21 protein-coding genes, 1 tRNA gene and 1 riboswitch are annotated in these 23693 nt (G+C 64.0%); of the genes, 10 read left to right on the top strand and 12 right to left on the bottom strand.

The window, feature by feature from the left end; genetic code table 11:
- Positions 1–16 precede the first annotated feature (16 nt).
- Positions 17–184, bottom strand: coding sequence for a hypothetical protein (locus tag AC1L34_RS12460; protein ID WP_424296864.1), 168 nt, complete (start codon positions 182–184; stop codon positions 17–19).
- 98 nt (positions 185–282) lie between these two features.
- Here AC1L34_RS12460 and AC1L34_RS12455 point away from each other — a divergent pair, with 98 nt between their 5' ends.
- A complete protein-coding gene (locus AC1L34_RS12455) occupies positions 283–729 on the top strand; it encodes a fluoride efflux transporter FluC (RefSeq protein WP_424296866.1) in 447 nt (148 codons plus the stop codon).
- A complete protein-coding gene (locus tag AC1L34_RS12450; protein WP_424322853.1) occupies positions 726–1082 on the top strand; it encodes a fluoride efflux transporter FluC in 357 nt (118 codons plus the stop codon). Before AC1L34_RS12455 ends, AC1L34_RS12450 begins: the two co-directional genes overlap by 4 nt.
- A 69-nt stretch (positions 1083–1151) precedes the next feature.
- Here the strand turns inward: AC1L34_RS12450 and AC1L34_RS12445 are convergent, their stop codons facing one another.
- From AC1L34_RS12445 to AC1L34_RS12430, 4 genes are all read right to left on the bottom strand, one after another.
- Positions 1152–1952 carry a dioxygenase family protein gene (locus tag AC1L34_RS12445; RefSeq protein ID WP_424322854.1) on the bottom strand — a complete coding sequence of 267 codons (801 nt, stop codon included), beginning with the start codon at positions 1950–1952 and terminating at the stop codon, positions 1152–1154.
- Positions 1953–2149: 197 nt separating this feature from the next.
- Positions 2150–3079 (bottom strand): LLM class F420-dependent oxidoreductase, encoded by a 930-nt coding sequence (locus AC1L34_RS12440; RefSeq protein WP_424296781.1) that lies wholly within the window; start codon positions 3077–3079, stop codon positions 2150–2152.
- Between the two features lie 211 nt (positions 3080–3290).
- Positions 3291–3363 (bottom strand) — tRNA-Thr (locus AC1L34_RS12435).
- A gap of 98 nt (positions 3364–3461) precedes the next feature.
- Positions 3462–4619 (bottom strand): NAD(P)-dependent malic enzyme, encoded by a 1158-nt coding sequence (locus AC1L34_RS12430; protein ID WP_424293158.1) that lies wholly within the window; start codon positions 4617–4619, stop codon positions 3462–3464.
- A gap of 234 nt (positions 4620–4853) precedes the next feature.
- Between AC1L34_RS12430 and AC1L34_RS12425 the strand changes: the two genes are divergently transcribed.
- The 3 genes from AC1L34_RS12425 to AC1L34_RS12415 are packed head-to-tail and all read left to right on the top strand — an operon-like array spanning position 4854 to position 7632.
- Positions 4854–5492, top strand: coding sequence for a GntR family transcriptional regulator (locus tag AC1L34_RS12425; RefSeq protein WP_424322855.1), 639 nt, complete (start codon positions 4854–4856; stop codon positions 5490–5492).
- Positions 5489–6745 carry an MFS transporter gene (locus tag AC1L34_RS12420; protein ID WP_424293160.1) on the top strand — a complete coding sequence of 419 codons (1257 nt, stop codon included), beginning with the start codon at positions 5489–5491 and terminating at the stop codon, positions 6743–6745. The genes AC1L34_RS12425 and AC1L34_RS12420 overlap by 4 nt, the downstream gene beginning before the upstream one ends.
- Before the next feature lie 17 nt (positions 6746–6762).
- Positions 6763–7632 (top strand): hypothetical protein, encoded by an 870-nt coding sequence (locus tag AC1L34_RS12415; RefSeq protein ID WP_424293161.1) that lies wholly within the window; start codon positions 6763–6765, stop codon positions 7630–7632.
- On the opposite strand, the gene galE is transcribed toward AC1L34_RS12415, so the two are convergent.
- Entirely contained in the window at positions 7629–8660 is a 1032-nt protein-coding gene (gene galE, locus AC1L34_RS12410) for a UDP-glucose 4-epimerase GalE (RefSeq protein WP_424324989.1), read from the bottom strand. The genes AC1L34_RS12415 and galE overlap by 4 nt on opposite strands.
- Before the next feature lie 4 nt (positions 8661–8664).
- Positions 8665–9678, bottom strand: a complete 1014-nt coding sequence (rfbB, locus tag AC1L34_RS12405; RefSeq protein WP_424293162.1) for a dTDP-glucose 4,6-dehydratase — start codon at positions 9676–9678, stop codon at positions 8665–8667.
- 117 nt (positions 9679–9795) lie between these two features.
- On the opposite strand from rfbB, the gene rfbA reads away from it, so the two are divergent.
- On the top strand, positions 9796–10671 hold the full coding sequence (gene rfbA, locus AC1L34_RS12400; RefSeq protein ID WP_480034819.1) for a glucose-1-phosphate thymidylyltransferase RfbA: 876 nt from the start codon (positions 9796–9798) through the stop codon (positions 10669–10671).
- A 3-nt stretch (positions 10672–10674) separates the two neighbouring features.
- A complete protein-coding gene (locus AC1L34_RS12395; protein WP_424293164.1) occupies positions 10675–11253 on the top strand; it encodes a dTDP-4-dehydrorhamnose 3,5-epimerase family protein in 579 nt (192 codons plus the stop codon).
- A 151-nt stretch (positions 11254–11404) separates the two neighbouring features.
- Here the strand turns inward: AC1L34_RS12395 and AC1L34_RS12390 are convergent, their stop codons facing one another.
- Positions 11405–12757 (bottom strand): M1 family metallopeptidase, encoded by a 1353-nt coding sequence (locus AC1L34_RS12390; RefSeq protein WP_424322856.1) that lies wholly within the window; start codon positions 12755–12757, stop codon positions 11405–11407.
- A gap of 80 nt (positions 12758–12837) precedes the next feature.
- The gene (locus AC1L34_RS12385) at positions 12838–16767 is read right to left on the bottom strand and encodes a Pls/PosA family non-ribosomal peptide synthetase (protein ID WP_480034818.1); all 3930 of its coding nucleotides are present in this window, start codon (positions 16765–16767) and stop codon (positions 12838–12840) included.
- A 235-nt stretch (positions 16768–17002) separates the two neighbouring features.
- Here AC1L34_RS12385 and fgd point away from each other — a divergent pair, with 235 nt between their 5' ends.
- Together fgd and AC1L34_RS12375 are read left to right on the top strand one after the other, a co-directional pair.
- Complete coding sequence (gene fgd / locus AC1L34_RS12380) at positions 17003–18016, top strand: glucose-6-phosphate dehydrogenase (coenzyme-F420) (RefSeq protein ID WP_424293352.1); 1014 nt, start codon at positions 17003–17005, stop codon at positions 18014–18016.
- A gap of 123 nt (positions 18017–18139) precedes the next feature.
- Positions 18140–18823, top strand: a complete 684-nt coding sequence (locus AC1L34_RS12375) for a magnetosome magnetite crystal formation protein family (RefSeq protein ID WP_480034817.1) — start codon at positions 18140–18142, stop codon at positions 18821–18823.
- An 80-nt stretch (positions 18824–18903) separates the two neighbouring features.
- Here the strand turns inward: AC1L34_RS12375 and AC1L34_RS12370 are convergent, their stop codons facing one another.
- Positions 18904–19446, bottom strand: a complete 543-nt coding sequence (locus AC1L34_RS12370) for a hypothetical protein (protein ID WP_424293354.1) — start codon at positions 19444–19446, stop codon at positions 18904–18906.
- A gap of 310 nt (positions 19447–19756) precedes the next feature.
- Between AC1L34_RS12370 and AC1L34_RS12365 the strand changes: the two genes are divergently transcribed.
- Positions 19757–20815, top strand: a complete 1059-nt coding sequence (locus tag AC1L34_RS12365) for a helix-turn-helix domain-containing protein (protein ID WP_424293355.1) — start codon at positions 19757–19759, stop codon at positions 20813–20815.
- 176 nt (positions 20816–20991) lie between these two features.
- On the opposite strand, the gene thiD is transcribed toward AC1L34_RS12365, so the two are convergent.
- Positions 20992–21849, bottom strand: a complete 858-nt coding sequence (gene thiD, locus AC1L34_RS12360; protein ID WP_424294736.1) for a bifunctional hydroxymethylpyrimidine kinase/phosphomethylpyrimidine kinase — start codon at positions 21847–21849, stop codon at positions 20992–20994.
- Positions 21846–23540 (bottom strand): phosphomethylpyrimidine synthase ThiC, encoded by a 1695-nt coding sequence (gene thiC, locus AC1L34_RS12355; RefSeq protein ID WP_480034816.1) that lies wholly within the window; start codon positions 23538–23540, stop codon positions 21846–21848. The genes thiD and thiC overlap by 4 nt, the downstream gene beginning before the upstream one ends.
- A riboswitch (TPP riboswitch) is annotated at positions 23531–23645 on the bottom strand. Its footprint overlaps the gene before it by 10 nt.
- Between the last annotated feature and the right edge of the window lie 48 nt (positions 23646–23693).

Below are 23693 nucleotides of genomic sequence, written 5' to 3'. Positions count from 1 at the left end.
GGCTAAGCAGTACGCGCTAGTTCGCGGACTCGGCGCGGTCGTCGTCGATGTCCGTGCCCTCGGTATCGGTGTCCTCGGCGAGCGGATCGTCTCCACCGGCACCTTCAAGGACCGTCAACTCGTTGTCGATGGCTGCGGAAACCGCTTCCGCCTTCTGCTTGATCTTGTCGATGAAGTGGTTCATTGATGCTCCTGGGCCTGGTAGAAAACTTGATCTAACTATATGTGTGGAACAGCGAATTGTCGGCGTCACGTCGTAGTCTTTTCCGCAGTGGTCCGGCAGTGAGCTTCGTTGGGAGTCAGATGGGGCAGTGGGCGCGACTTTCGGCGGTCGGATTGGTCTTCGTCGGTGCCTTGGCCGGAACGTCGGTTCGGTGGGTCGCCGAAAAGGCATGGCCTGCCGTAGACGGCGGGTGGCCGTGGGGAACTTTCGTCGTGAACCTCGCTGGCGCGTTCGTGCTCGGCGCGCTGCTCGAAGGGTTGGCCCGGTTGGGGAGCGACGCTGGCGTGCGGCGCGGTGTGAGATTGGCTGTTGGCACTGGCTTCTGTGGAGCGCTCACCACGTATAGCGCTTTCGTGTTGGAGATCAGCATGCTGGGCCGCGGTCACTTTTACGGCATGGCGGTCGGATATGCGGTCGTAAGTGTGGTGGCTGGCGTACTGCTGGCCTGGTTGGGAATGCGTATTGCCCGACGCGTACTACCGCTCGGGACGGTGACCGCCCAATGATTTTTGCCCTCACGGTCCTCGCGGGAGCGCTCGGTGCGGTGGTTCGCTTCCTGGTGGACGATCTCAGTCGGCGCCGCTGGCCAGCGGCCTTCCCCGGCCCCACCTTTGCAATCAATGTGACGGGCTCGCTGCTCATCGGGTTGGTGGCAGGCTTAGTTATGTTCGGCGGGGCCGCGAGCGAATGGCAGGTGGTGGTCGGGACGGGCTTCTGTGGCGGCTACACCACCTTCTCGACTGCTGCTGTCGAGACGATCCGCGTTGGCGGGCGCCGTGGCTTCATTTACGGAGTGGCAATGCTGGTTGGGTCGGTCGCCGCGTGCGGCGTCGGGCTATGGCTTGGTTGGTTGCTCTAGCTATCTGCGTAGCTTCTGAAAGAGCGGCCTGGCGCGTGATGAACGCACCAGCGAAGATGCGACACCGGACTAGGCTACGACAATGCTGCGCTTGGCCAAGCCCATCCAAAACCCGTCAATGGGCTGGTCGGGAACGTCGCCGATATGCGATGCCGCGCCAAGAGTCACAAACAGCGGAGCGAAGTGCTCGGTCCGCGGGTGCGCGTACGGCATACCCGGCGCTCGGTTGGTGAAATCGAGAAGCGCGTCGACGTCGCCCGCGGTGAATTGCTCGCGTGCCCAGTGATCGAACTCCACCGACCACTGGGGTGGGACGGCATCGGGGGTGGGATCGGTCAGGTACGGCAACCCGTGGGTCGTGAAGCCGGAACCGATGATCAGGACACCTTCATCGCGAAGGGGCGCTAGTCGCTGCCCGAGGCTCAACAGGTGCTGTGGATCTAGCGTTGGCATCGACACTTGGAGGGTCGGAATGTCCGCCTCGGGATACATGACGGTCAGCGGCACGTAGGCACCATGGTCCAGGCGTCGTTCGTGGTCGTGACGGACCGGCTCGGTCGCGGGCATCAGTGCACCGACCCGATCGGCCAGCTCGACGGCTCCGGGGGCGTCGTAGGTGGTCGCGTAATAGCGATCAGGGAAACCCCAGAAGTCGTAGGTCAGTGGGACTCGGGAATCGGTCGCACCGACCGTGAGCGGAGCCGCTTCCCAGTGTGCGGAGACGATGAGGATTTGCTTTGGTCGAGGGAGGTTGGCGGCCAGCGCCTTCAGTTCGGTAACCCAGCGCTTATCGTCGACCAGTGGTGGAGCCCCGTGGCTGAGGAACAGTGCGGGCATCCGGTCGGCGGCTGGCTGGGTGGGTGACGACATCGTGAGCCTCCTGCGGGATCGGTCTACCTCGGTGGAGTGCAGAGCAACTGCCGACCCACGCGCTTCCAAGGATAATCCCGCCGGCCGCGACCCCGGAGCCAAGACCTTTTTCCCTTCTCGCATGATGCGTTGATTCCCGCTCCACGTCAGACGTGGAGCGGGAATCAACGCATCATGCGAGAAGGGACGGCGGGCGGTTACCCGAGTTGCGGGGCCACGTGCTCGGCGACGAGCGCGAGGTGCTCGAGGTCGGCGAGGTCGAGAACCTGCAGATAGATGCGGCTGGCTCCTACCTCGCGGTAGCGGCTGATGGCCGCAGCGACCTCGTCTACGGTGCCCGCTGCGCCATTCGCGCGAAGTTCTGCCGGCTCGCGACCGATCGCGGCCGCACGCTTGGTGAACTCGACTTCCGTGCGCCCACAGCACAAGACGAGGGCGGCGGAGTTGACGATCTCGTCGCGGTTGCGGCCGATACGCTCGCACGCGGCATCGACGCGCTGATACATGTCGGTGACTTTCTCAACGGGCGAGAACGGCACGTTGAACTCGTCGGCGTACTTGGCTGCCAGCCGTGGTGTGCGCACGGGTCCGCCACCGCCAATGATGATCGGCGGACGAGGCCGTTGGACGGGCTTGGGTAGTCCCGGCGAGTTCGTGATCTGCAAGTACTTTCCTGCGTAGTCGAACGTTTCTCCCGCCGGGGTCGCCCACAACCCGGTGACAATGTCGAGGGTTTCCCCAAGTCGATCGAAGCGTTCGCCCAGCGGCGGGAACGGGATGCCGTAGGCGGCATGCTCTTCCTCGAACCAGCCAGCACCGAGGCCGAAGTCGAGCCGACCGCCACTCATGTGGTCGACTTGCGCCGCCTGAATCGCGAGTTGGCCCGGGTGCCGGAACGTCGCCGACGTCACCAGGGTGCCAAGGCGGATCCGGGAGGTTGCCGTCGCGAGCGCCGCCAGCGTCAGCCAGGCGTCGGTGGGTCCGGGGAGGCCGTCAGAGTTCATCGCAAGGTAGTGATCGGAGCGAAAGAACGCGTCGAAGCCGAGTTCCTCGGTGGCTTGTGCGACGGCGAGAAGAACGTCGTAGGTGGCGCCCTGCTGAGGTTCGGTGAAGATGCGAAGTTCCATGGGCCCATCATGCCTACGGTGCCCGCACCACGAACACATCGACTCGGGGCACCGCGCGGACAGGTGCCGGAAGTACTACCGCGCCGACGGGCCGTTCGCCGCGGGATGTGTCGAGCGCTTCGCGGATTACTTCAAGGGTTACGGGGTCGTAGGGGACTTCAGCTCGAAACGAAAAGCAGGTCTGGACCGTGGTCCAGACCTGCTTTGTTTGAGCCGCCTAGGAGAATCGAACTCCTGACCTATTCATTACGAGTGAATCGCTCTACCGACTGAGCTAAGGCGGCGTGCCGTCTCGCGACAGCGCTGCCAATCGTACCGAGTGGCCAGCCCTGCAAGCAAAACGGGTGCTAGGGGCGGTTTCGCGGACCTGTGGCGGCGTGGGTTAGCTCGTCACTCCCTCGGCGCGGGCAGCGTCGGCGACGGCCTTCGCGACTGCCGGGGCGACGCGATCGTCGAGCGGGCTGGGGACGATGCAGTCGGCGGCCAGGTCGTCGGCGACAACGGAGAGGATGGCGTCGGCGGCAGCGAGTTTCATGCCCTCGGTGATCCGACGGGCACCAGCATCGAGCGCGCCAGCGAAGACTCCGGGGAATGCGAGGACATTGTTGATCTGGTTGGGGAAGTCGCTACGGCCCGTCGCGACGATGGCCGCGTACTTGGCCGCGACGTCCGGGTGAATCTCCGGATCAGGATTCGACATCGCGAAGACGATCGCATCGTCGGCCATCGATGCCACGTACTTCTCGTCGACGAGGCCCGCCGAAACGCCAATAAAGACGTCGGCACCGGCCATAGCCTCACCGATATCGCCGCTGAGGCCACGGGGATTCGACCATTGGGCGAGTTCGTTCTTGTACTCCACCATGTCGGTGCGGTCGGCGGACACGACGCCCTTCGAGTCGAGAACGACGATGTCGTCGATCCCGGCCGCCTTCAAGATCTTGGCGCATGCAACGCCAGCAGCGCCGGCGCCCGAAATTACGACCTTCAGCGGCGCCAGATCCCGCTTCATAAACTTCGCCGCGCCCTTCAATGCGGCCAGTACGACAATCGCTGTGCCGTGCTGGTCATCGTGCATGACGGGGCAGTCGAGGGCCTCGATAACTCGCTGCTCGATCTCGAAACAGCGGGGTGCCGAAATGTCTTCCAGGTTCACTGCGCCGAAGCTGGGGCGCAACCGGATCAGAGTTTCGACGATCTCGTCGGGGTCTGTGGTGTCAAGAACTAGAGGGATGGAATTGAGGCCTGCGAAGCTGCGGAACAGAGCGGCCTTGCCTTCCATTACTGGCAGTGATGCTCGCGGCCCGATATTGCCCAATCCTAGGACGGCGGTGCCATCGGATACGACCGCCACCAGACGTTCGGTCCACGTGTATTTGTCGACGAGTTCGGGGTCAGCATGGATGGCGCGGGACACCTGGGCAACGCCCGGCGTGTAAATGATCGACAGGTCTCGCTGCGTCTGGATCGGGGCACGCAATTCGACGGATAGTTTGCCGCCCTCGTGCGCCAGAAATATGTCTTGATCCGAGATCTGCATGGGGTTGCCTCCAGGCTCCGGTCGAGCGGCGACAGGGGTACCTGTCGCGCTCGTCGCTAGTCATCAACGTGCGGACGGCGCTGTCCACATGTAACTCTGCTCGCCGAGCCTCTTCGCCGTGGCGAAACGCGAAGAGAGTGGCGAGCTTCATGAATCGTATTCCGCGGATGGGTGGTCGTCGCTGTTCGGCGAGAAAGTGCAACCCCAACAAGGTGTACAGTACAACTTGTGTCTATGACGTATTCATCAGCGGATCGGGTGTACGACGAGGTTAAGGAACTAATCCTGACCTGCGAGCTTCCCGGTGGGGAGATGATCAGCGAAGGTGACATCGCGACTCGGTGCGAGGTCAGTCGAACGCCCGTGCGCGAAGCCTTCCTCCGATTGGCGGCCGAAGGTTGGATGCGTCTGTACCCAAAACGCGGCGCGCTGGTCGTCCCAATCGGCGAACGCGAGGCGCGGGACGTGCTTGATGCGCGTGTCCTGTTGGAAACCCATGCGATCGGCGCGATCGCGCAGGATCCCACGGCCATCGCGAACCTGGCCGGCCAACTGCGCACGTCGCTCGACGGCCACCGCGCCGTCGACGCCGCCGATGCCGCCGAGTTCGCCCGGCTGGATGCGGAGTTTCACCAACTGATCGTGGCTGCGGGCCGCAACGGGTTGCTCGCCGACTTCTACACCTCACTCGGCGAGCGGCATCGTCGAATGACGGCCGCACGACTACGCCACGATCCGACCGTCACCGCTCAGATCCTGACCGACCATGCCGAACTCGCCGACGTGGTCGCGGCAGCCGACGCCGACCGTTTCGCGGACCTCCTGGCTGCGCATTTGGCGAGTGTCCACGGCACCGAAGGTGGGCTGTCGTGAAGGCCCCTTGGGCTGCGGTCAGTCTCGCGGTCTTCACCGCCGCGTGGGGCGGAAACGAGTTCACCCCTCTGCTGGTGATGTACCGGACCGTCTCGCACATGTCACCGGTCGCCGTCGACGTGCTCTTGTTTCTGTATGTGCTGGGCATTGTTCCAGCGCTCCTGATCGGCGGACCACTGTCGGATCGCTTTGGTCGCCGGCCGCTGATGTTGCCGTCTCCGGTGATTGCGGCAATTGGCTCGACGCTGCTCGCCATCGGCGAGCATTCGGTGCCGCTGCTGGCGGCGGGCCGCGTCCTCAGCGGCATCGCGCTGGGGTTGGCGATGGCAGTCGGTGGTACGTGGATCAAAGAACTCTCCGACAGAGCCGGTGATTCGGCATCGGCGGGAGCTCGACGCGCTGCGCTCAGTTTGACGGCCGGGTTCGGTATCGGCGCGGGCGTGGCGGCAGTGCTCGCCCAGTGGGGGCCGTGGCCGGGCCAACTCGCCTACCTGATCACCATTGTCTTCGCCGCCGCCTCGCTCTTGGCCATCGCGCGGACCCCGGAGACGCGCCGTCGCACGTCAGCGGGTAGTTTCGCCGATGCGATGAAGATCCCGTCGGCCCGGAAGCTGCGCTTCTGGCTGATCATCGGGCCGGTTGCGCCGTGGGTGTTCGGTGCGTGCGCCATGGCTTACGCGGTGATTCCAGCGCTGATGACCGAACACACTGCTGGCGTGGCGATAGCGTTCGCCGGCCTGTGCTGCGTGGCGGGTCTGGCCGCCGGCTTCCTTATCCAGAGTGTCGGTAAACGCATCGACCGTCCCGGTTCGACGCGGGCCATGGTGACAGCGTTGGCGTTCGTCGCCGTCGGGATGGCGTTGTCGATTGCGGTCGTGGCGAATCCATCGGTCCCCCTCGCGGTGTTCGCGGCCATTGTCCTGGGGTGCGGCTACGGGATGGCCTTGATCTCGTGCCTGCTGGAGGTCCAGCGGATTGCCGGACCCAACGACCTCGCCGGGCTCACCGCGGTGTTCTACGCGTTGACCTATCTCGGATTCGCCTCGCCAGCCATCATGTCGTGGCTCATCGAACGCTTCCCATCGGTTACCTATACGGAAATGTTTATCTTCGGAATCGCGATGGCCGTGCTCGGTGCCGTCGTGGTGACGGTCGCCAATCGGACTCGGATCGCCGGACCGGGGACCATCGTTCCCGCCGAACAGGAAATACCGCTGGCAGATCGGACGCCGCTGCAGGTGCCTCACCCGTGAGGTGACATGATTCGCGCATGGTTTCGACCAAGCTCGACGGGCGACTGAAGGCCCTCGTCTCGAACATGCCGGAAGGCGCTGGCAAATATGTGGCGCTGGGATTCCGGATCGTCCGGGCGCTCGCCGTCAATAACATCAGCGACCGCGCGATGACCCTCGCCGGGCAGGCCTTCACCTCGGTCCTGCCGGTGATGCTACTGCTGACCGCGCTGCACGGCGTCGGTGCGACTGCACTCGACGAGTTCTTGGGCATGTTCGACCTCAGCGACATGATCAAGCCGGACGAATCGACCGCCACCTACACCTCGTTCGGCATCATCGGCGCCCTGATGACGGTGATTTCCGCGACCTCACTCGCGCGTGCCCTCGATCGCATGTACGTCGGAGTTTGGGGTTTCCGAAGCGCCGGGATGCGCGGTTGGTGGCGTTGGTTCGCCGTTGTCGTGATTCTGGCGATTGCCGTGCTGGCCCAGGTTGTGGTGGCCGTCTACTACGACGATTCGGTACCTCGCGGGTTCCTTGGCCTGGTCAGCACATTCGTGATTTGGACGCTGGCGTGGGTCGCGGTGCCGCGGGTCCTGATGAAGAAGCAGTTTTCACTGGTCGATCTCTGGTGCGTCGGCGCTCTCTGCGGCGCCGCGCTGACCGCGTTCATTGCGTTCACCGAATTAGGCTATTCGACGGTCTTCGCATCGTCGCGGGCTGCTTTCGGAGCCCTCGGACTGGTGTTCGCCTCAATCGGGTGGCTTTTCATTTACACCGCGATCGTGGTGGTCGCGACGGTCCTGGTGAAGGTCTTGCGCACCCCGGCCGACAACGACGCCACCATCGTCGAGCAGGACGTCGACCTCGACGGGTCGGTCCCACTCCAGTCCGGCGGCGGCTAGTCCGGGTACCCGTTCGGGTTCTGCGACTGCCAACGCCACGTATCAGCGCACATCTCGTCGATGGTGCGAGTCGCCGACCAGCCCAATTCGCGGTTGGCCTTGGACGGGTTGGCCCAATAGGCATCAACATCGCCGGGACGCCGAGGAACCACCTCGTACGGAATCTCGCGACCGCTGGCCCGCGCAAACGCGGCAACGACCTCCAGCACCGACTCGGGGTGACCGCTGCCCAGGTTCCACACCGACAGCGCGTCGTCGCGGAGGCCAATCCGTTCGAGCGCGGCCACATGCCCGGCCGCCAAATCTTCGACGTGGATGTAGTCGCGGACGCCCGTCCCATCGACGGTGTCGTAGTCATCGCCGAAGACCGCCAACTTCTCGCGACGCCCCACCGCCACCTGCGCGACAAACGGCATCAGGTTGTTCGGCAGACCGCTGGGGTCCTCACCGATCCGGCCGCTGGCGTGCGCGCCCACCGGGTTGAAGTACCGCAGCAACGCGATGCGCCAGGAATCATCGGCGACCGCCAAATCACGCAGCACCTGCTCCACCATCACCTTGGTCCAGCCGTACGGACTCGTCGCGTAGGTCGGCATGTCTTCGGTACGCTCGCGCACCGGGTTCTCCCCGTACACCGTCGCCGACGAGGAAAACACGAACTGTCGTACCCCGTGCACATCCATCGCCCGCAGTACCGAGAACGTGGTGTCGAGATTGTTGCGGTAGTAGGCCAACGGCTTCGCCACCGATTCGCCGACCGCCTTGAACCCGGCGAAGTGAATCACCGCCTCGATCGGCTGACCGCCGGCGATAGCGTCGTCGAACAGCGCGAGCGTCGCGGCCTCATCGGTGAGGTCGACGCGACACACCGGAATCGACTGTCCGGCAAGCTCTTCTAATCGCGTGACCGCCGAGGGCTTGGCATTACTGAAATCGTCGGCGATCAGCACGCTGTGGTTGGCCGTCAGCAACTGCAAGACGGTGTGGGAGCCGATGTAGCCGGCTCCGCCGGTGACGAGAACGCGCATCTTCTTATTCTCCGGATTCGAGGACGTGCTGGGTGCGGGCATAACCGGCTTCGACGGCGGCCTTCGCGGCGGCCCACCAACTGCGATTATCGCGATACCAATCGATGGTCGCGGCCAGCCCCGAGCTGAAATTGGTGTACTTCGGCTGCCACCCCAACTCGGTCCGCAACCGGCTCGAGTCGATAGCGTAGCGGCGGTCGTGCCCGGGGCGGTCGGTGACAAAGTCGAAAGCGTCAGCGGGCTGTCCCAGCGCGGTCAAGATCGATTCGACGACTGTCCGGTTGTCGACCTCCCCGTCGGCACCGATCAGATACGTCTCACCGATCGCGCCGCGATCCACAATCGTCCACACGGCGTCGTTGTGATCATCGACGTGAATCCAGTCGCGAACATTGCGGCCATCGCCATAGAGTTTCGGCCGCACACCGGTCAGCACGTTGGTGATCTGCCGCGGGATGAACTTCTCCAAGTGCTGGTACGGGCCGTAATTGTTGGAGCAGTTCGAGATCGTCGCCGCCACCCCGAACGAGCGGACCCAGGCCCGCACCAGCATGTCGCTGCCAGCCTTGGTGGCGCTATACGGGCTCGACGGATTGTACGCGGTCTCCTCGGTAAAGCGGGCTGGATCGTCGAGTTCCAGATCGCCGTACACCTCGTCGGTGCTGATGTGATGCAAGCGGACGTTGTACTTGCGGATCGCCTCAAGCAACGTGAACGTCCCCACCAAATTGGTTTGGATGAACACCGACGGGTCGGCGAGCGAGTTGTCGTTGTGGGACTCGGCCGCAAAGTTGACCACCAAGTCCGCGTCTTTGACAAGCGCGTCGACAATCACCGGGTCCGCGAGATCACCGCGCACCACGTGCACGCGCTCGGCCACAGCCAGCAGCGTCTCGGGGTTGGCCGCGTAGGTGAATTTGTCGAGGACCGTCAGTTCCACGTCGGGACGGGTGGCGAGCGTCCGCAGCACAAAGTTGGCCCCGATGAACCCGGCACCGCCGGTCACGAGTACCCGCATGGAATGGCTCCTCAGCTAATTCGAGTGAGTTCGACCCGAAGACGTTGGTTCGAGACGGTATTGACCCTGAGACAGTAATAGTTCTGACTGGCCCGAGGATACCGATAGGCTGACCGCATGCGCGGAATCATCCTCGCCGGCGGCACTGGCAGCCGGTTGCACCCCATCACCCAGGGGGTCAGTAAGCAGTTGGTTCCCGTCTACGACAAGCCGATGGTCTACTACCCGCTGTCGACCCTCATGCTCGCGGGTATCCGGGACATCCTGATCATCACCACCCCAACCGATCGTGCCGCCTTCGAGAACCTCCTGGGCGACGGCTCGCAATTCGGGGTGACGCTGAGCTATCGCGTACAGACCGAACCCAACGGATTGGCACAGGCATTCGTCCTGGGTGCCGACCACATTGGCAGTGATTCCGTCGCGCTGGTCCTCGGCGACAACATCTTCTACGGGCCGGGCCTCGGTTCGCAGCTTCAGGGTTTCGACGGCATCGACGGCGGCGCGATCTTCGCCTACCGGGTCGCCGATCCGACGGCCTACGGCGTCGTCGAATTCGATTCGGCGGGCAACGCGGTGTCGTTGGAAGAGAAGCCGGTGCAACCGAAATCGCGGTATGCGGTGCCGGGGCTCTACTTCTACGACAACGATGTGGTCGAGATCGCGGCCTCACTGAAACCGTCGGCGCGCGGCGAATACGAAATCACCGACGTCAACGCCGAGTACCTGCGACGGGGCAAGCTGCACGTGACGGTCCTGCCTCGCGGGACCGCGTGGCTCGATACCGGTACCTTCGACTCGCTCCTCGACGCGGGCAACTTTGTCCGGACCGTCGAACAGCGGCAGGGCCTGAAAATTGGGGTCCCGGAAGAGATCGCGTGGCGGCTCGGCTACCTCGACGACGATCAACTACATTCGGCAGCTACCCGATTGGTGAAATCGGGGTACGGACAATATCTGCTGGATCTGCTCGATCATGGACGGGAGTTATAGGGCATGGACGTACGGCCGCTGAAGATTTCGGGGGCGTGGGTGTTTACCCCGACTCGATTCGCCGACGACCGCGGCGAGTTCCTCGAATCGTTTAAGGCAGACGTCGTTGCTGAAACGATCGGGCACCGGTTCGCGCTGGCCCAGGTCAACACCTCGGTGTCGGCCGCCGGTGTGATCCGCGGCGTCCACTTTGCCGACGTTCCGCCCGGCCAAGCTAAGTACGTCACCTGCACGTCGGGCGCGGTGCTCGACGTGATCGTCGATATTCGCGTCGGATCGTCGACGTTTGGGGAATGGGACGCGGTCCTGCTCGACGACGTGGACCGTCGAGCCGTTTACGTCGCCGAAGGTTTGGGCCACGCCTTCTGCTCGCTGAAGGACGGTTCCGTCGTCAACTACCTGTGCTCGACGGGCTACAACCCGGGGGCCGAGCACGGGATCAACCCGATGGATCCGGCCCTCGGTATTGACTGGCCGCGCGTGGGACTAGACGGCCTGCCCTTGACGTACGTGCTGTCGGAGAAGGATGCCGAAGCTCCCCGTTTGGTCGACGCTCGCGAGTCGGGCCTGTTGCCGCAGTAGCGGCGTCGTACCTCGCGCCCCGCGCCTTCCTGCTCCCGCACCTTGCTGTTCTCGCATGATGCGTGCATTCCCGCACTATGTCGGACATGTAGCGGGAATGCACGCATCATGCGAGAACAGGACCGGAGGGACGACGGGGCGCTCGCGCGGCCTATGTGGGGAAGGCGGGGAGCTTCGCGGTGAACAGCCAGTCTTGCCAGATGTCATTCAACGACGTCGTTGTGAATGTTGAGGCGAGGGCGATGAAATCCTCGGTCGTCACACAGCGGTAGGCGTACTTCTCAGTCCAGCGGCGAATCAGCGCAAAGAACTCGCCGTCGCCGATTCGCAACCGCAAAGCGTGCAAGGTGATGGCACCGCGTTTGTACACCCAGTCGTCAAACATTTGCTTCGGCCCGGGATCGGCCAACGTCACCGCAACCGGCTCCGCGGCCAACTTCGCGTAGTAATGGTGTGCCCACTCGTCGGCAGTTTTGCCGCCGGAATGCTGACTCCAGAGCCACTCCGCGTAGCAGGCAAAACCTTCGTGCAGCCAAATGTCTTGCCACCGCGCCACGGTGACCGAGTTCCCGAACCACTGGTGCGCCAACTCATGTGCGACGAGGCGCTCATGATTGAGGGTGCCGTCGCAATGGTTCGCGCCAAAGGTTGAAAAGCCCTGTGACTCAAGGGGAATCTCGAGGGCATCCTCGGTAACCAGCGACGTGTACTCGCGGAACGGATACGGGCCAAACATTTCGGTGAACGCCGCGACCATCTGCGGTTGCCGAGCGAAGCTCGCCTCGAAATTCTTCTCCAGGGCGGGCGGCATCAGTCCGTGCACCGGAACAGGTCCGTCGACCATGGTGCGACGCTCGTACTGTCCGATCTGGATAGCTGCCAAATAGGTCGACATGGGTTCGGGCTGCTCATAAACCCACGTTGTCTGCCCGGCACGACGACGCTTACTCACCAGCCGACCATTCGCAAGCGCGTAATACGGGCTGTCGGTGGTGATCTCGATCCGGAACGGTGCCTTCGCTTCGGGATGGTCGTCGCAGGGGAACCACGACGGCGCACCGTTCGGCTGATTGGCACACAGTGAACCGTTTTCCAATTCCTCCCAGCCGACGCTTCCCCAAGGGCTCCGGACCGGTCGCGGGGTACCGCTATATCGCACTTCCATCGTGATCGCGCTGCCCGTCGGGATCGGTGCGGCAGGTGTGATCGACAGTTTCCCCAACCGGTGCGCAAACCGGACGCGTTGACCGTTAACCGTCACTTTGTCGACCCGCATCGACGATGCGAGGTCGAGGCCCACCCGCCGCAACTGCTCGTACGACGTCGCAGTCACGGTCGCTGTCCCGGAGAGTCGGTTGCTATTGACCCGGTAGTCGAGAGCGAGGTCGTAGCGGGTGACGCGATAGCCGAGGTTGCCGTTGCCCGGTAGGTAAGGGTCGAGTTCGTGAGAGGCGGCGCTCAGCGTAGGCGAGTGCCATGCGGTCTTCCCGAATTTGCCGGGCACAGCCTGCCTTTCGTTGAGCGTGGGATCTGGTGACGTCGAGGGTACCGCCGCCGACAGTTGTGTTGGAGACTGCGCTGGGGTCAGCGCGGCCAGGGCGCGATCGGATTGCCCTGCCACCGCGTATTGGCCGGGACAACGTCGCCGCGCATCACCAACGACGCCGGTCCGACCGTCGCCGATTCACCCACACCGGACGCAGGCAGCGCAACGCAATGCGGGCCGAGGGTGGCACCGGCTTCCAGGGTGACGACATCGATCGCCATCACGCGGTCATGGAAAAGATGTGTCTGGACCACGCATCCGCGCTGCACATTGGCACCGTCGCCGAGAGTTACGAGGTCGGCTTCGGGGAGCCAGTACGACTCGCACCAGACGCCGCGGCCAATCTTGGCGCCGAGCGCCCGCAGCCACAGGTTTAGCACCGGCGTGCCAGCGGCGGCATTGGCGAACCAAGGGGCGGCCACGGTTTCGACGAACGCATCGGACAGTTCGTTACGCCAGACAAACGAACTCCACAGCGGATGCTCGGACGGCTGGATCCGACCCACAACGACCCATTTGGCTACGGCCGCGACGGCACCGGCAACGGCACCTGCGGTGAGCAAGATGAGTCCGCCGAGCAGGGCGGCCACCAGGGCATTCCATTCGACGGCGAGCGTCTGTAGCGCAAACAGGACGCCGACGCCGATGCCGAACGACACCATCACCGCGATGATGCGCAGTGTTTCGACGGCCCCGCGTGCCGCACGCAAGCGCCGTGAAGGGGCAAACGTGCGTGTGGTGTCGGTCTCGGAAGCGGTGCGGCGCAAGCGAACCGGGGGACTGCCGAGCCAACTGGAACCACTCTTCGATTTGAGCGGCGCTGACGACAGGACGGCCACAAGAGAGTTTTTCGGGAGCTTGCGCGACGGTGCGACCATCCCGGAGTTGCCGAGGAAAGCGCGCTTGCCGACCTTCGCTTCACCGACCCGCATCCAGCCCCCGCCGAGTTCGTACGACGCCATCAGCGTGTCGTCGGCCAGGAACGAATAGTCACCGACCGTCGTGAATTTGGGGATCACCAGGGCGGTAGAGATCTCGGTGCCCTTGCCGATCTTGGCGCCGAGGGCCCGGAACCACCATGGCGTCAGCAGGCTGGCATACATCGGGAACAGATAGGTGCGCGCCGAGTCCATCAGGCGCTCGGTGGCCCACACCTGCCAGCCGATGCGGGATCGAACCGGGTAGACGCCGGCTTTCATCCCGATCGACAGGACACGGACCGTAAGGAGAACAACGAGCGCGAACGTGGCCATCGCAGCGAGGGCTGCGAGTGGTGCCATGGCGAGCCCGCGCAACGCGGCCGAGCCCATCGTCTCGGCGGACAGCGACCACGAGCCGATCACGACCAGGCCCACGGCGAGCGACAGCAACGGGATGCCGGAAATCAGGAAGGCCGACGCCGCGTAAACCGGCACCCACCACTTGCGTTGCGGTGGGCGCTGCTCCGGCCATTCGGCGGTGGCTTTCGCGACCTTGACGGCCGGCGAACCGGACCACCGCTGGCGCGCCTTTACCTTCCCGCGGACTGCCGACCCGGGGTCGATGATGGCGTCGCGCCCCACGACGGCGCCGGGCAGCAGCACCGAGCGGGCGCCGATCGTCGCGCCCGGCTTGATGTCGACGCGCCCAATGATGAGGTCGTCGCCGTCGAGCCACCAGCCGGACAGATCCACTTCGGGTTCGATGGCGGCACCGTCGCCGATATCCATGAGGCCGGTGACGGGCGGCAGCGAATGCAGGTCGACGCCGCGCCCGATCGTCGCGCCGAGCGAGCGTGCCAGCGTCGGCAGCCACGGTGCACCCGACAGGTTGTAGGCGCCGCTGGCCTGCATGAGGCGTTCGGACAACCACAGTCGAACATGGACCGACCCGCCGCGCGGATACGTCCCCGCGCCAACGCCAGCAAGCAGGATGCGGGCTCCGCCGGCCGCGATGATCAGCCGACCGAACGGTGTCACGAACACCAGGAACGCAACAGCCAGCCACCACCAGTTCACGTGCACCAGCCACGACGCCGAATAGCCGAGGCTGTCGGCGACGGCGCGACCGATGTTGTTGGCGAACCCGAGCCAGGTAATCCACGCGATGCCGGTCAGCGTGGCGAGCGGAACCGAAGCGATCGCCTGGGCGATGCCGGTGGCGCGCGGAACCGGGCGGACCGTGCGCTTTTCGGCGACGGCGGTCGGATCCCGAGAATCGAGGAGTTCGGCGAGCGAACCGAGCCGCGGATGGTCGTAGAGGTCGGCGACCGTCACTTCCGGGAAGCGGGTGCGCAGGGCCGTGACCAGTTGGGCGGCAGACAGGGATCCGCCACCTTCGGAAAAGAAGTCGGCGGCGGGGGAGCCAATACTGACACCGAGAACACCGGTCCACTGTTCGGCGAGCCAGGCTTGGGTTGGCGTCAGATCACCATCGGAGTCGGAGGAATCGGTCCCGGCCACCGGCCACGGCAGTGCGTCGCGGTCGACTTTGCCGGACGTGCGGGTGGGGAGCTCGTCCATCAGCACCAGGCGGGGAACCATGGCGGCGGGCAACTCTTCGCGGAGTGAGGCTTGGGCGGCGGCGACGTCGAAGTTGGGGTCGGTCGACGCCAGGTAGCCGACGAGAAGGGCATTTCCGTTCGCGGTTTTGCGGACGGTGGCTGCAGCGCCGCTGACTCCGGGCAGGTTTTGCAGGGCATTGTCGATTTCGCCGAGTTCGATGCGTCGGCCACCAATTTTCACCTGGTCGTCGGCACGACCAACAAATTCGAGGCCTTCGTTAAGCAGTCGGACCATGTCGCCACTTCGGTACGCGCGGTCCCAGCCCAGGGTTGGCATTGCCGAGTATTTTTCAGCGTCCTTGACCGGGTCCAGGTAGCGAGCGAGGCCAACGCCGCCGATCACCAGTTCACCGGACTCGCCGACGGCAACGGGTCGGGCATCGGCGTCGACGACGGCGAGGTCCCAACCGATCAGGGGCAGCCCGATGCGGACGGGCTCACCGCGGTGCATCTGGGCGGCGCACGCGACGACTGTCGCTTCGGTGGGGCCGTAGGTGTTCCACAGTTCGCGGTCGTCGGTGGCGAGTCGGTCGGCCAACTCCGGCGGGCAGGCCTCGCCGCCGAAGATCAGCAGACGAACAGCTTCGAGGGCTTCGGCAGGCCACAGCGCGGCCAACGTGGGGACCGTCGAAACCACATTGATATCGCGCTTGACCAGCCACGGACCTAAATCCATGCCCGACCGCACGAGCGCCCGCGGCGCCGGTACCAGACACGCCCCACTGCGCCAGGCGAGCCACATTTCCTCGCACGAGGCGTCGAAGGCAACCGACAGGCCAGCGAGGACGCGGTCGCCGGGGCCGAGCGGCGCATCTTGCAGAAACAGGGCGGCCTCGGCGTCGACGAAGGCTGCGGCATTGCGGTGGGTGACGGCAACACCCTTGGGTCTGCCGGTAGACCCGGAAGTGAAGATGATCCACGCGTCGTCGGACAGGGTGGCCGGCGACGACGTCAACGAGGGGAGCGGTTCGTTGGCGGATGCTGCCGCACGGTCGGTTCGGCGGTGCACGCCATCGGCATCGACGATGGCGTCGACATTGGCCTCACCAAACACCAGGCGAGCCCGCTCCTCGGGATCATCGGCGTCCACGGGCACATAGGCCGCACCGGCATACAGCGTTGCCAGGATCGCGATGTACAAATTCTGATCGCCCGACGGCATCCGAATGCCGACGCGATCACTGCGGCCGACGCCAATATCGGCGAGACGACCGGCGACGCGTCGAATGATGGCAATGAGTTCGGAATACGTGACGATGGAATCACCGTCGTCAATTGCCGGTGCATCGGGATACTGGCGGGCGGTGGCCACCAGGATGTCGCACAGGGTTCGTGGTGCGGGTGCGGCGTCGCCCAGGAGATATTGGGCGGGGATGTGCCCGTCCGCCGGGGCGTCGGCCCGACTTGAACCAACCGGAATTGACACTGTGCGGGGACCTCTTCCGAGCGCGCGGCAAATGCGTGCCAAGCCGACACGTCGAAGTCATTGTGCAACAGGTCAGACCCTCGCGCTTGGCGGTGAACCGTGTTTTGCCCAATCAGTGGTCAGCAGGGCAGCATTCGCGCAAACGCCCACCGTAAGGTGAATCACGAAGTGTAGAGGACCGAGTCACACGCGACATGCGTGATGGCTCGCCCGCCAGTACTGAGGAGAGAGACTTATGGCAGCACCGTTGAAGCTCGGACTCAAGGCATCAGCAGAACAGTTCGACCCCCGCGAACTCGTGGAGGTTGGGGTGATGGCCGAGGAGTTCGGTCTCGACTCGGTGACCGTCAGCGATCACTTTCAGCCGTGGCGGCACAACGGCGGTCACGCACCGTTCTCGCTGGCCTGGATGGCTGCTGTCGGTGAGCGGACCAAGCGCGTCCAGATGGGTACGTCGGTGATGACGCCGACGTTCCGCTACAACCCGGCTGTCGTGGCTCAGGCTTTCGCGACCATGAGTTGCCTGTACCCCGAGCGCGTAATGCTGGGTGTTGGCACCGGCGAAGCTCTCAATGAGTACGCCACGGGATTCACCGGCGAATGGCCCGACTTCAAGGAGCGCTTCGCGCGCCTGCGCGAGTCCGTCCGCCTCATGCGTGAACTGTGGACCGGCGAGAAGGTCGACTTTGAGGGCGACTACTACCGCACCCAGGGCGCGTACATGTACGACATTCCCGCCAACCCAGTACCCGTCTATATCGCTGCTGGCGGTCCCGTCGTCGCGCGGTACGCCGGTCGTGCCGGTGACGGCTTCATCTGCACCTCGGGCAAGGGCATGGACCTCTACACGGAGAAGCTGATCCCGGCCGTCAAGGAAGGTGCGGAGAAGGCTGAGCGCCAGTTCGACGACATCGACCGGATGATCGAAATCAAGATCTCCTACGACCCCGACCCGCAGAAGGCCCTCGAGAACACCCGATTCTGGGCACCGCTGTCGTTAACGCCGGAACAGAAGCACTCGGTGAACTCGTCGGTGGAGATGGAACGACTCGCCGACGAACTGCCGATCGAGCAGGTCGCGAAGCGGTGGATCGTGGCTTCGGACGCCGACGATGCCGTCGAGCAGATCAAGACGTACATCGATGCCGGCCTCAACCACCTGGTGTTCCACAACCCCGGACACGATCAGCGGCGGTTCCTGGAGGCGTTCACCGCCGATGTGGTGCCGAAGTTGCGAAAGCTGGGCTAGAGCGAGACGTCGAAGGGTCAGCTATTCGTCGCAAGATCGTTGTCTGACAAGCAAAGCCACCATAGGGTGGACCGCAAGTCGACAGCACTTCCGCGAGTCCGCTACAGGCAAACGAGGGGTTTCATGAACGCACCAATTCCCGGCCAGAACGGCGACGGCGGGCAGCCGGGTCAGCCGCAGTACGGTCAGCCGGGCCAGCCAGGTCAACCGCAGTACGGTCAGCCAGGTCAACCGCAGTACGGTCAGCCGCAGTACGGTCAGCCGGGCCAGCCAGGCCAACCGCAGTACGGCCAGCCGAGTCAGCCAGGCCAACCGCAGTACGGCCAGCCGAGTCAGCCGGGCCAACCGCAGTACGGTCAGCCGGGCCAACCGCAGTACGGTCAGCAACAGTACGGCCAGCCGGGCTACCAGCAGGCCTTCGGTCAGAACGGCGACGTGACGACCAACCTGTCGATCAACTTCTGGCTGTCAGCCTTCTTCTCTTGGCTCCCCGCAGTGATCTTCTACTTCATGGATAAGGACAAGGTTCCGGCGATTACGCGCAGTTACGCGGTCGCGAACCTCAACTTCCAGATCCTTCGTACGTTGGTCGGGTTCGGTGCATGGGTCATCATGATGCTCATCGTCCTTGTCGGGGGCGGTTCGCTGTCGCCGGCTGTCAGCCTCCTGTTTTCGTTGGTGATCTTCGGTATCTCGATCTATCTGTTCGTTCTGCAGATCATGGCCGCGATCAAGGTTCAGGACTGCGCCCGGCGCGGTGAGCCAGCCGACAACCTTTACCCGTTCAACGTCAACTGGGTTTCTTAGCCAGTTTCGGTATCGGAAACAACTAACAAAGCCGCCGGGCGAATCAATGAGATTCACCCGGCGGCTTTGTGATGGCAGGCCTACTCGGAAGGTGCGACAGTCTCTGTCACGGTGGGTCCCGGAACCTCGACCGTTTTAGTCCTGGTTTCGGTCTGCGTATTGGTGACCGTGTCGGTAACCGTGGCGGTGTTCCGTTCGGTTTGCGTTTGCGACTTGGTGACCGTGGAGGTTTTCGTCAGCGTGGTGGGGTCGGAGGAGACCTCGGTGGTGGTCGTCGTCATGGTCTCGGTGACTGGTGTACTGGCTTTAGCTGGGCGCAGCGCGTCGATCGCGAAGAAACTGACGATGACCAGAGCAGCCGCTGCGCAGGCGATCGTCGTGATGATTCGCCATCGACGAACCGCAGCGGTCTCGGCGGCGACGGCAGTGGCGGTTGTTTCCGAATCGTCGCCCTCGGGGGAGTTCGATGTCTGGGACTGCTGCGCATACATCTGCGGCGCAGGGTTGCCTGTCGTGTAGCCCGAGTAGGCGGCTTGTCCGGCGGGGACGGCGGAATACTCGGCCGGGTACTGCGGATCGCCCGTTGGCGTATTCGCGGTGCCGTCGTTCGGCGGCTGAGTCACAGGCTCTCCTCGGAGGAAAAATTTGGGCGGGGTCTCCGCGCTATTTATGCACAGTACCGCGTGGATCGGGGCTGATTTGCGCGCCCTACCGGTACTTCCGGCACGTCGGGGGGCATTTCGAGAGCGTGCATCTTGGTGACCCGCGATTGTGGTCCAACGAGATAAGTGTGACCCAATCGAACTATGAAGGTTTGTTGTGAATCGTTCGACAGAGCGGCATTTGGTGTGTCAGGATGTCAGATGAGAACGCAAGGCTCCCTCCCAAAGCCAGGCCCATCTCGTCATGTCCCCCATGCGTAGAAGGTCTTTTATGTCCCCTGTTACAACCATGCCCAAAGCACGTCCCGTCGCCTCCTCTGCTGCTAGTCGCGCGCCTCTGGCAACGCGACTCACCCCGCGCGCAGTCGCGGAGTGGGAAGCTCGACTCGGAGTTGGAAACGCCCCCACCCGGCTTCGTCCCGACCGGTTCACCGGATCTGCGGGAACCACCACTTACTCTCCGACGGTTGACGTCCGCGTCGCCGAGCCGGATTCATTCCACGCAATGCGTTTCGCGGCGGGCTTGTCGTCGATCGCCACCTACTGTGCGCTCCAGCCAGCAATGGTTCTGGAACGCACTGCGGCTCGCGTCCGAATGGATCCCTCCGACGCGCTCCTGGTGAGCGTGAGCGGCATGCGTGGCCAGTCCATCATTCGTCAGGGTGGCCGGGAGTCCACCTACGGCCCCGGTGACCTGGTGTTCGTCAACAATGCTGCCCCGTACAGCATTGTCTCGACGGCGGTCTCCGACCCCTCGGGCATGCTGATCCCGTTCAGCCGACTCGGCAAGCACCGCCATGTCGCCGAACGCCTCCAGCGTCCCGTCGCCGCCAACACTCCGCTCGCACGGGCGGCTGCAGTCTTCGTCCGTCGCTTTGCCGCCGAGACTTCGGCCCTCAAGTCGACGTCGGCAGCAGCAAACGTCTCCGAGCAGGCCGCCGTCGACCTCCTCGTCGCCGCATTGTCGGAGCTCGAGGGTTCGCCAGCGGCGATGGAAGACAACGCGCTGTTTGTTCAGGAAGCCGCAGCAGATCTGATCGACCGTCACCACCGGGATTCGAGCTTCTCGCCCGACGTGATCGCCGAGCACCTGCACCTGTCGCGCCGTCAGCTGTACCGCTACTTCGAAAGTTGCGACAACTCGCTGGCCAGCCGCATCGCCGATCGTCGCCTGCAGACCGCACACGAAATGTTGGTCCAGAGCCCGATGGCTTCGATCAGCAGCATCGCATTCTCGTCGGGCTTCCCGACCGTGGCGACCTTCCGCAACCGTTTCAAGACGCGTTACGGCGTCGGCCCGGTTGAGTACCGCCACCGCGTCCACGGCTAGACGCTAAGAACTAAGCACGCCGCCCGGATCATCGCGAGATGATCCGGGCGGCGTGCTATTTACGCGGGGTTTTCGTCCCTTTCCTGTCACATCTGACGGTCGTGCCGGTGACCAAACCGTCACCGATCGAGACGTTTGGTGACGGCTTGGTCGAATCGTGACAGAAAAGGGGGATGTTAGGGGGTTGAGGGGGCGAGGCGCCAGAGCGGGTTGACGGGGCCATGGCCTGCACCCAAAGGGTAGGCAGCAGCGAGGCCTCGCGTGACCCAGCGTTTGGCGAAAGCAACGGCATCCGGTACCGAGTAGCCGTGGCCGAGCGCTCCGACGATAGCGGCGGCCAAAGTGTCGCCGGCCCCGTGATCGTGCGGGGTGTTGATCCGCGGGGCGGGAAACTGATGGAAGTCGGTGCCGTCGTACAGCAGATCCGGGCTGAGGTCGCTACCTCGCAGATGCCCGCCCTTCACCAGCGCCCAGCGGGGACCCATCGCGTGCAGTGCGACGGCGGCCGCCCGCTGCGTGGCATCGTCGACGACGTCGATCCCCGTCAGCAGTCGCACCTCGTCGAGGTTGGGCGTCACGACCGTCGCAAGCGGAAACAACTGCGTCGTGAGTGCCCCGAAGGCATCGGCGGCCAGCAGGGGATCTCCGTGCATCGATGCCGAAACCGGGTCGACGACCAGCGGTATCGCACCATCACGGCCGATACCCAAGTCGACTGCCGCGTCGGCGATCGCGGTGATGATTGGCGCGGAAGCCAACATGCCAGTCTTGGCCGCCGAAACGCCGATGTCGGAAACCACCGACCGCATCTGCGCGGCGACGATCGTCGGATCAATCTCGGCGAACTCGGTGACACCCGTCGAGTTCTGGACGGTCACCGCTGTAATGGCGACACATCCGTGTAGACCGAGCATCGCGAAAGTCCGCAGGTCAGCTTGGATTCCCGCGCCGCCACCGGAGTCGGAGCCTGCGACAGTTAGCACCCGCACCGGGGTGGTGCCGGGTGCAGCGAGCGGGAGCGACGGGTACGTCACGGCGTGCTCACCGCCTCGTCGATCGGTAGGTAAACGCGGTTGCCCGCGGCGGTGAACTCGGCCGACTTTGCGGCCATCTCCTCGGCGAGGCGGGCGTCGATATCGTCTTGCGTCACCAATCCGTGCTCCTCGGCGTATGTGCGGACGTCCGCGGAAATACGCATTGAGCAGAACTTGGGTCCGCACATCGAACAGAAGTGGGCGGTTTTAGCCGGCTCGGCGGGCATCGTCTCGTCGTGATACTCGCGGGCGGTGTCGGGGTCAAGAGACAAGTTGAACTGGTCGGTCCAGCGGAATTCAAAGCGGGCCTTACTGAGAGCATCGTCGCGCTCTTGCGCCCGCGGATGCTGCTTCGCCAGGTCGGCGGCGTGTGCAGCGATCTTGTAGGTAATAACGCCGACCTTCACGTCGTCGCGGTTCGGGAGGCCAAGGTGCTCCTTCGGCGTGACGTAGCAGAGCATCGCCGTTCCCGCCTGGGCGATCATCGCCGCACCGATCGCCGAGGTGATGTGGTCGTACGCTGGCGCAATGTCGGTGGCGAGCGGACCCAGGGTGTAGAACGGCGCTTCGTCGCACAGTTCTTCCTCGAGCCGGACGTTCTCGACGATCTTGTGCATCGGAACGTGACCGGGGCCCTCGATCATTACCTGCACACCGTGCGCTTTCGCGATGGCCGTCAGTTCGCCGAGCGTGCGGAGTTCGGCGAACTGTGCCTCGTCGTTCGCGTCGGCGATAGACCCCGGACGCAGACCGTCACCGAGGGAGAAGGTGATGTCGTAGCGGGCGAGGATCTCGCACAGTTCGTCGAAGTGCGTGTAGAGGAATGACTCGGTGTGATGGGCCAGGCACCACGCCGCCATTATCGACCCACCGCGCGAGACGATGCCAGTGACCCGCTTGGCGGTGAGCGGCACGTAGCGCAGCAGCACGCCAGCATGCACGGTCATGTAGTCGACGCCCTGCTCGGCCTGCTCGATGACGGTGTCGCGATATAGTTCCCACGTCAGCTTGGTGGGATCGCCGTTGACCTTCTCGAGCGCCTGGTAGATCGGGACTGTGCCGACGGGAACCGGTGAGTTCCGCATGATCCACTCGCGCGTGAGGTGGATGTCTTTGCCGGTTGAGAGGTCCATGATGGTGTCCGCGCCCCAGCGGGCCGCCCACACCATCTTTTCCACCTCTTCGGCGATCGACGAGGTGACTGCCGAGTTGCCGATGTTGGCGTTCACCTTGACCGCGAAGGCCTTGCCGATGATCATCGGCTCGGATTCGGGGTGCCGATAGTTGGCCGGAATCACTGCCCGACCTCGGGCGACCTCGCTGCGGACCAGCTCGGGGTCGACGCCTTCGCGCGCGGCGATGAACTTCATCTCCGGGGTGACGATGCCTTCGCGGGCCCACGCCAACTGTGTTGATGCGGTGTGTGCGGCTGTCCCACGTTCGGGGTTGGCCGGAATCAGCACCGGTTCTGGACGAACCCAGTGGTCACGGGTTTTTGCTAAACCGGCATCCAGATCGATGGTTGCCGAATTATCGGTGTAGGGGCCGGAGGTGTCGTAAAGGTCGAGGTGATCACCATTGGTGAGGTTGACGCGACGCTGCGGGACGGCCATGCCGTCGACGTCGAGATAGTGCTTGGTGGAGCCTTGGATGGGTCCACAGGTAACAGTTTTTTTCGACATGTCGGCCATGACTTTTCTCCCTACGCCGGCATTATCCGGACAGGTTCAGGCGGTCGACGACCGCCTGTCGTCATCTCAGCCCCCGGTTTCGTGGGAGCCCCCGCGTATGAAATTTGCGCCCGCGGATGGGGCGCTCACCACCCTACTCAGGTGCCGGATCGA

The sequence above is a fragment of the Gordonia sp. 34D genome (assembly GCF_056682775.1).
This window is presented reverse-complemented; position numbering and strand designations above follow the sequence as displayed.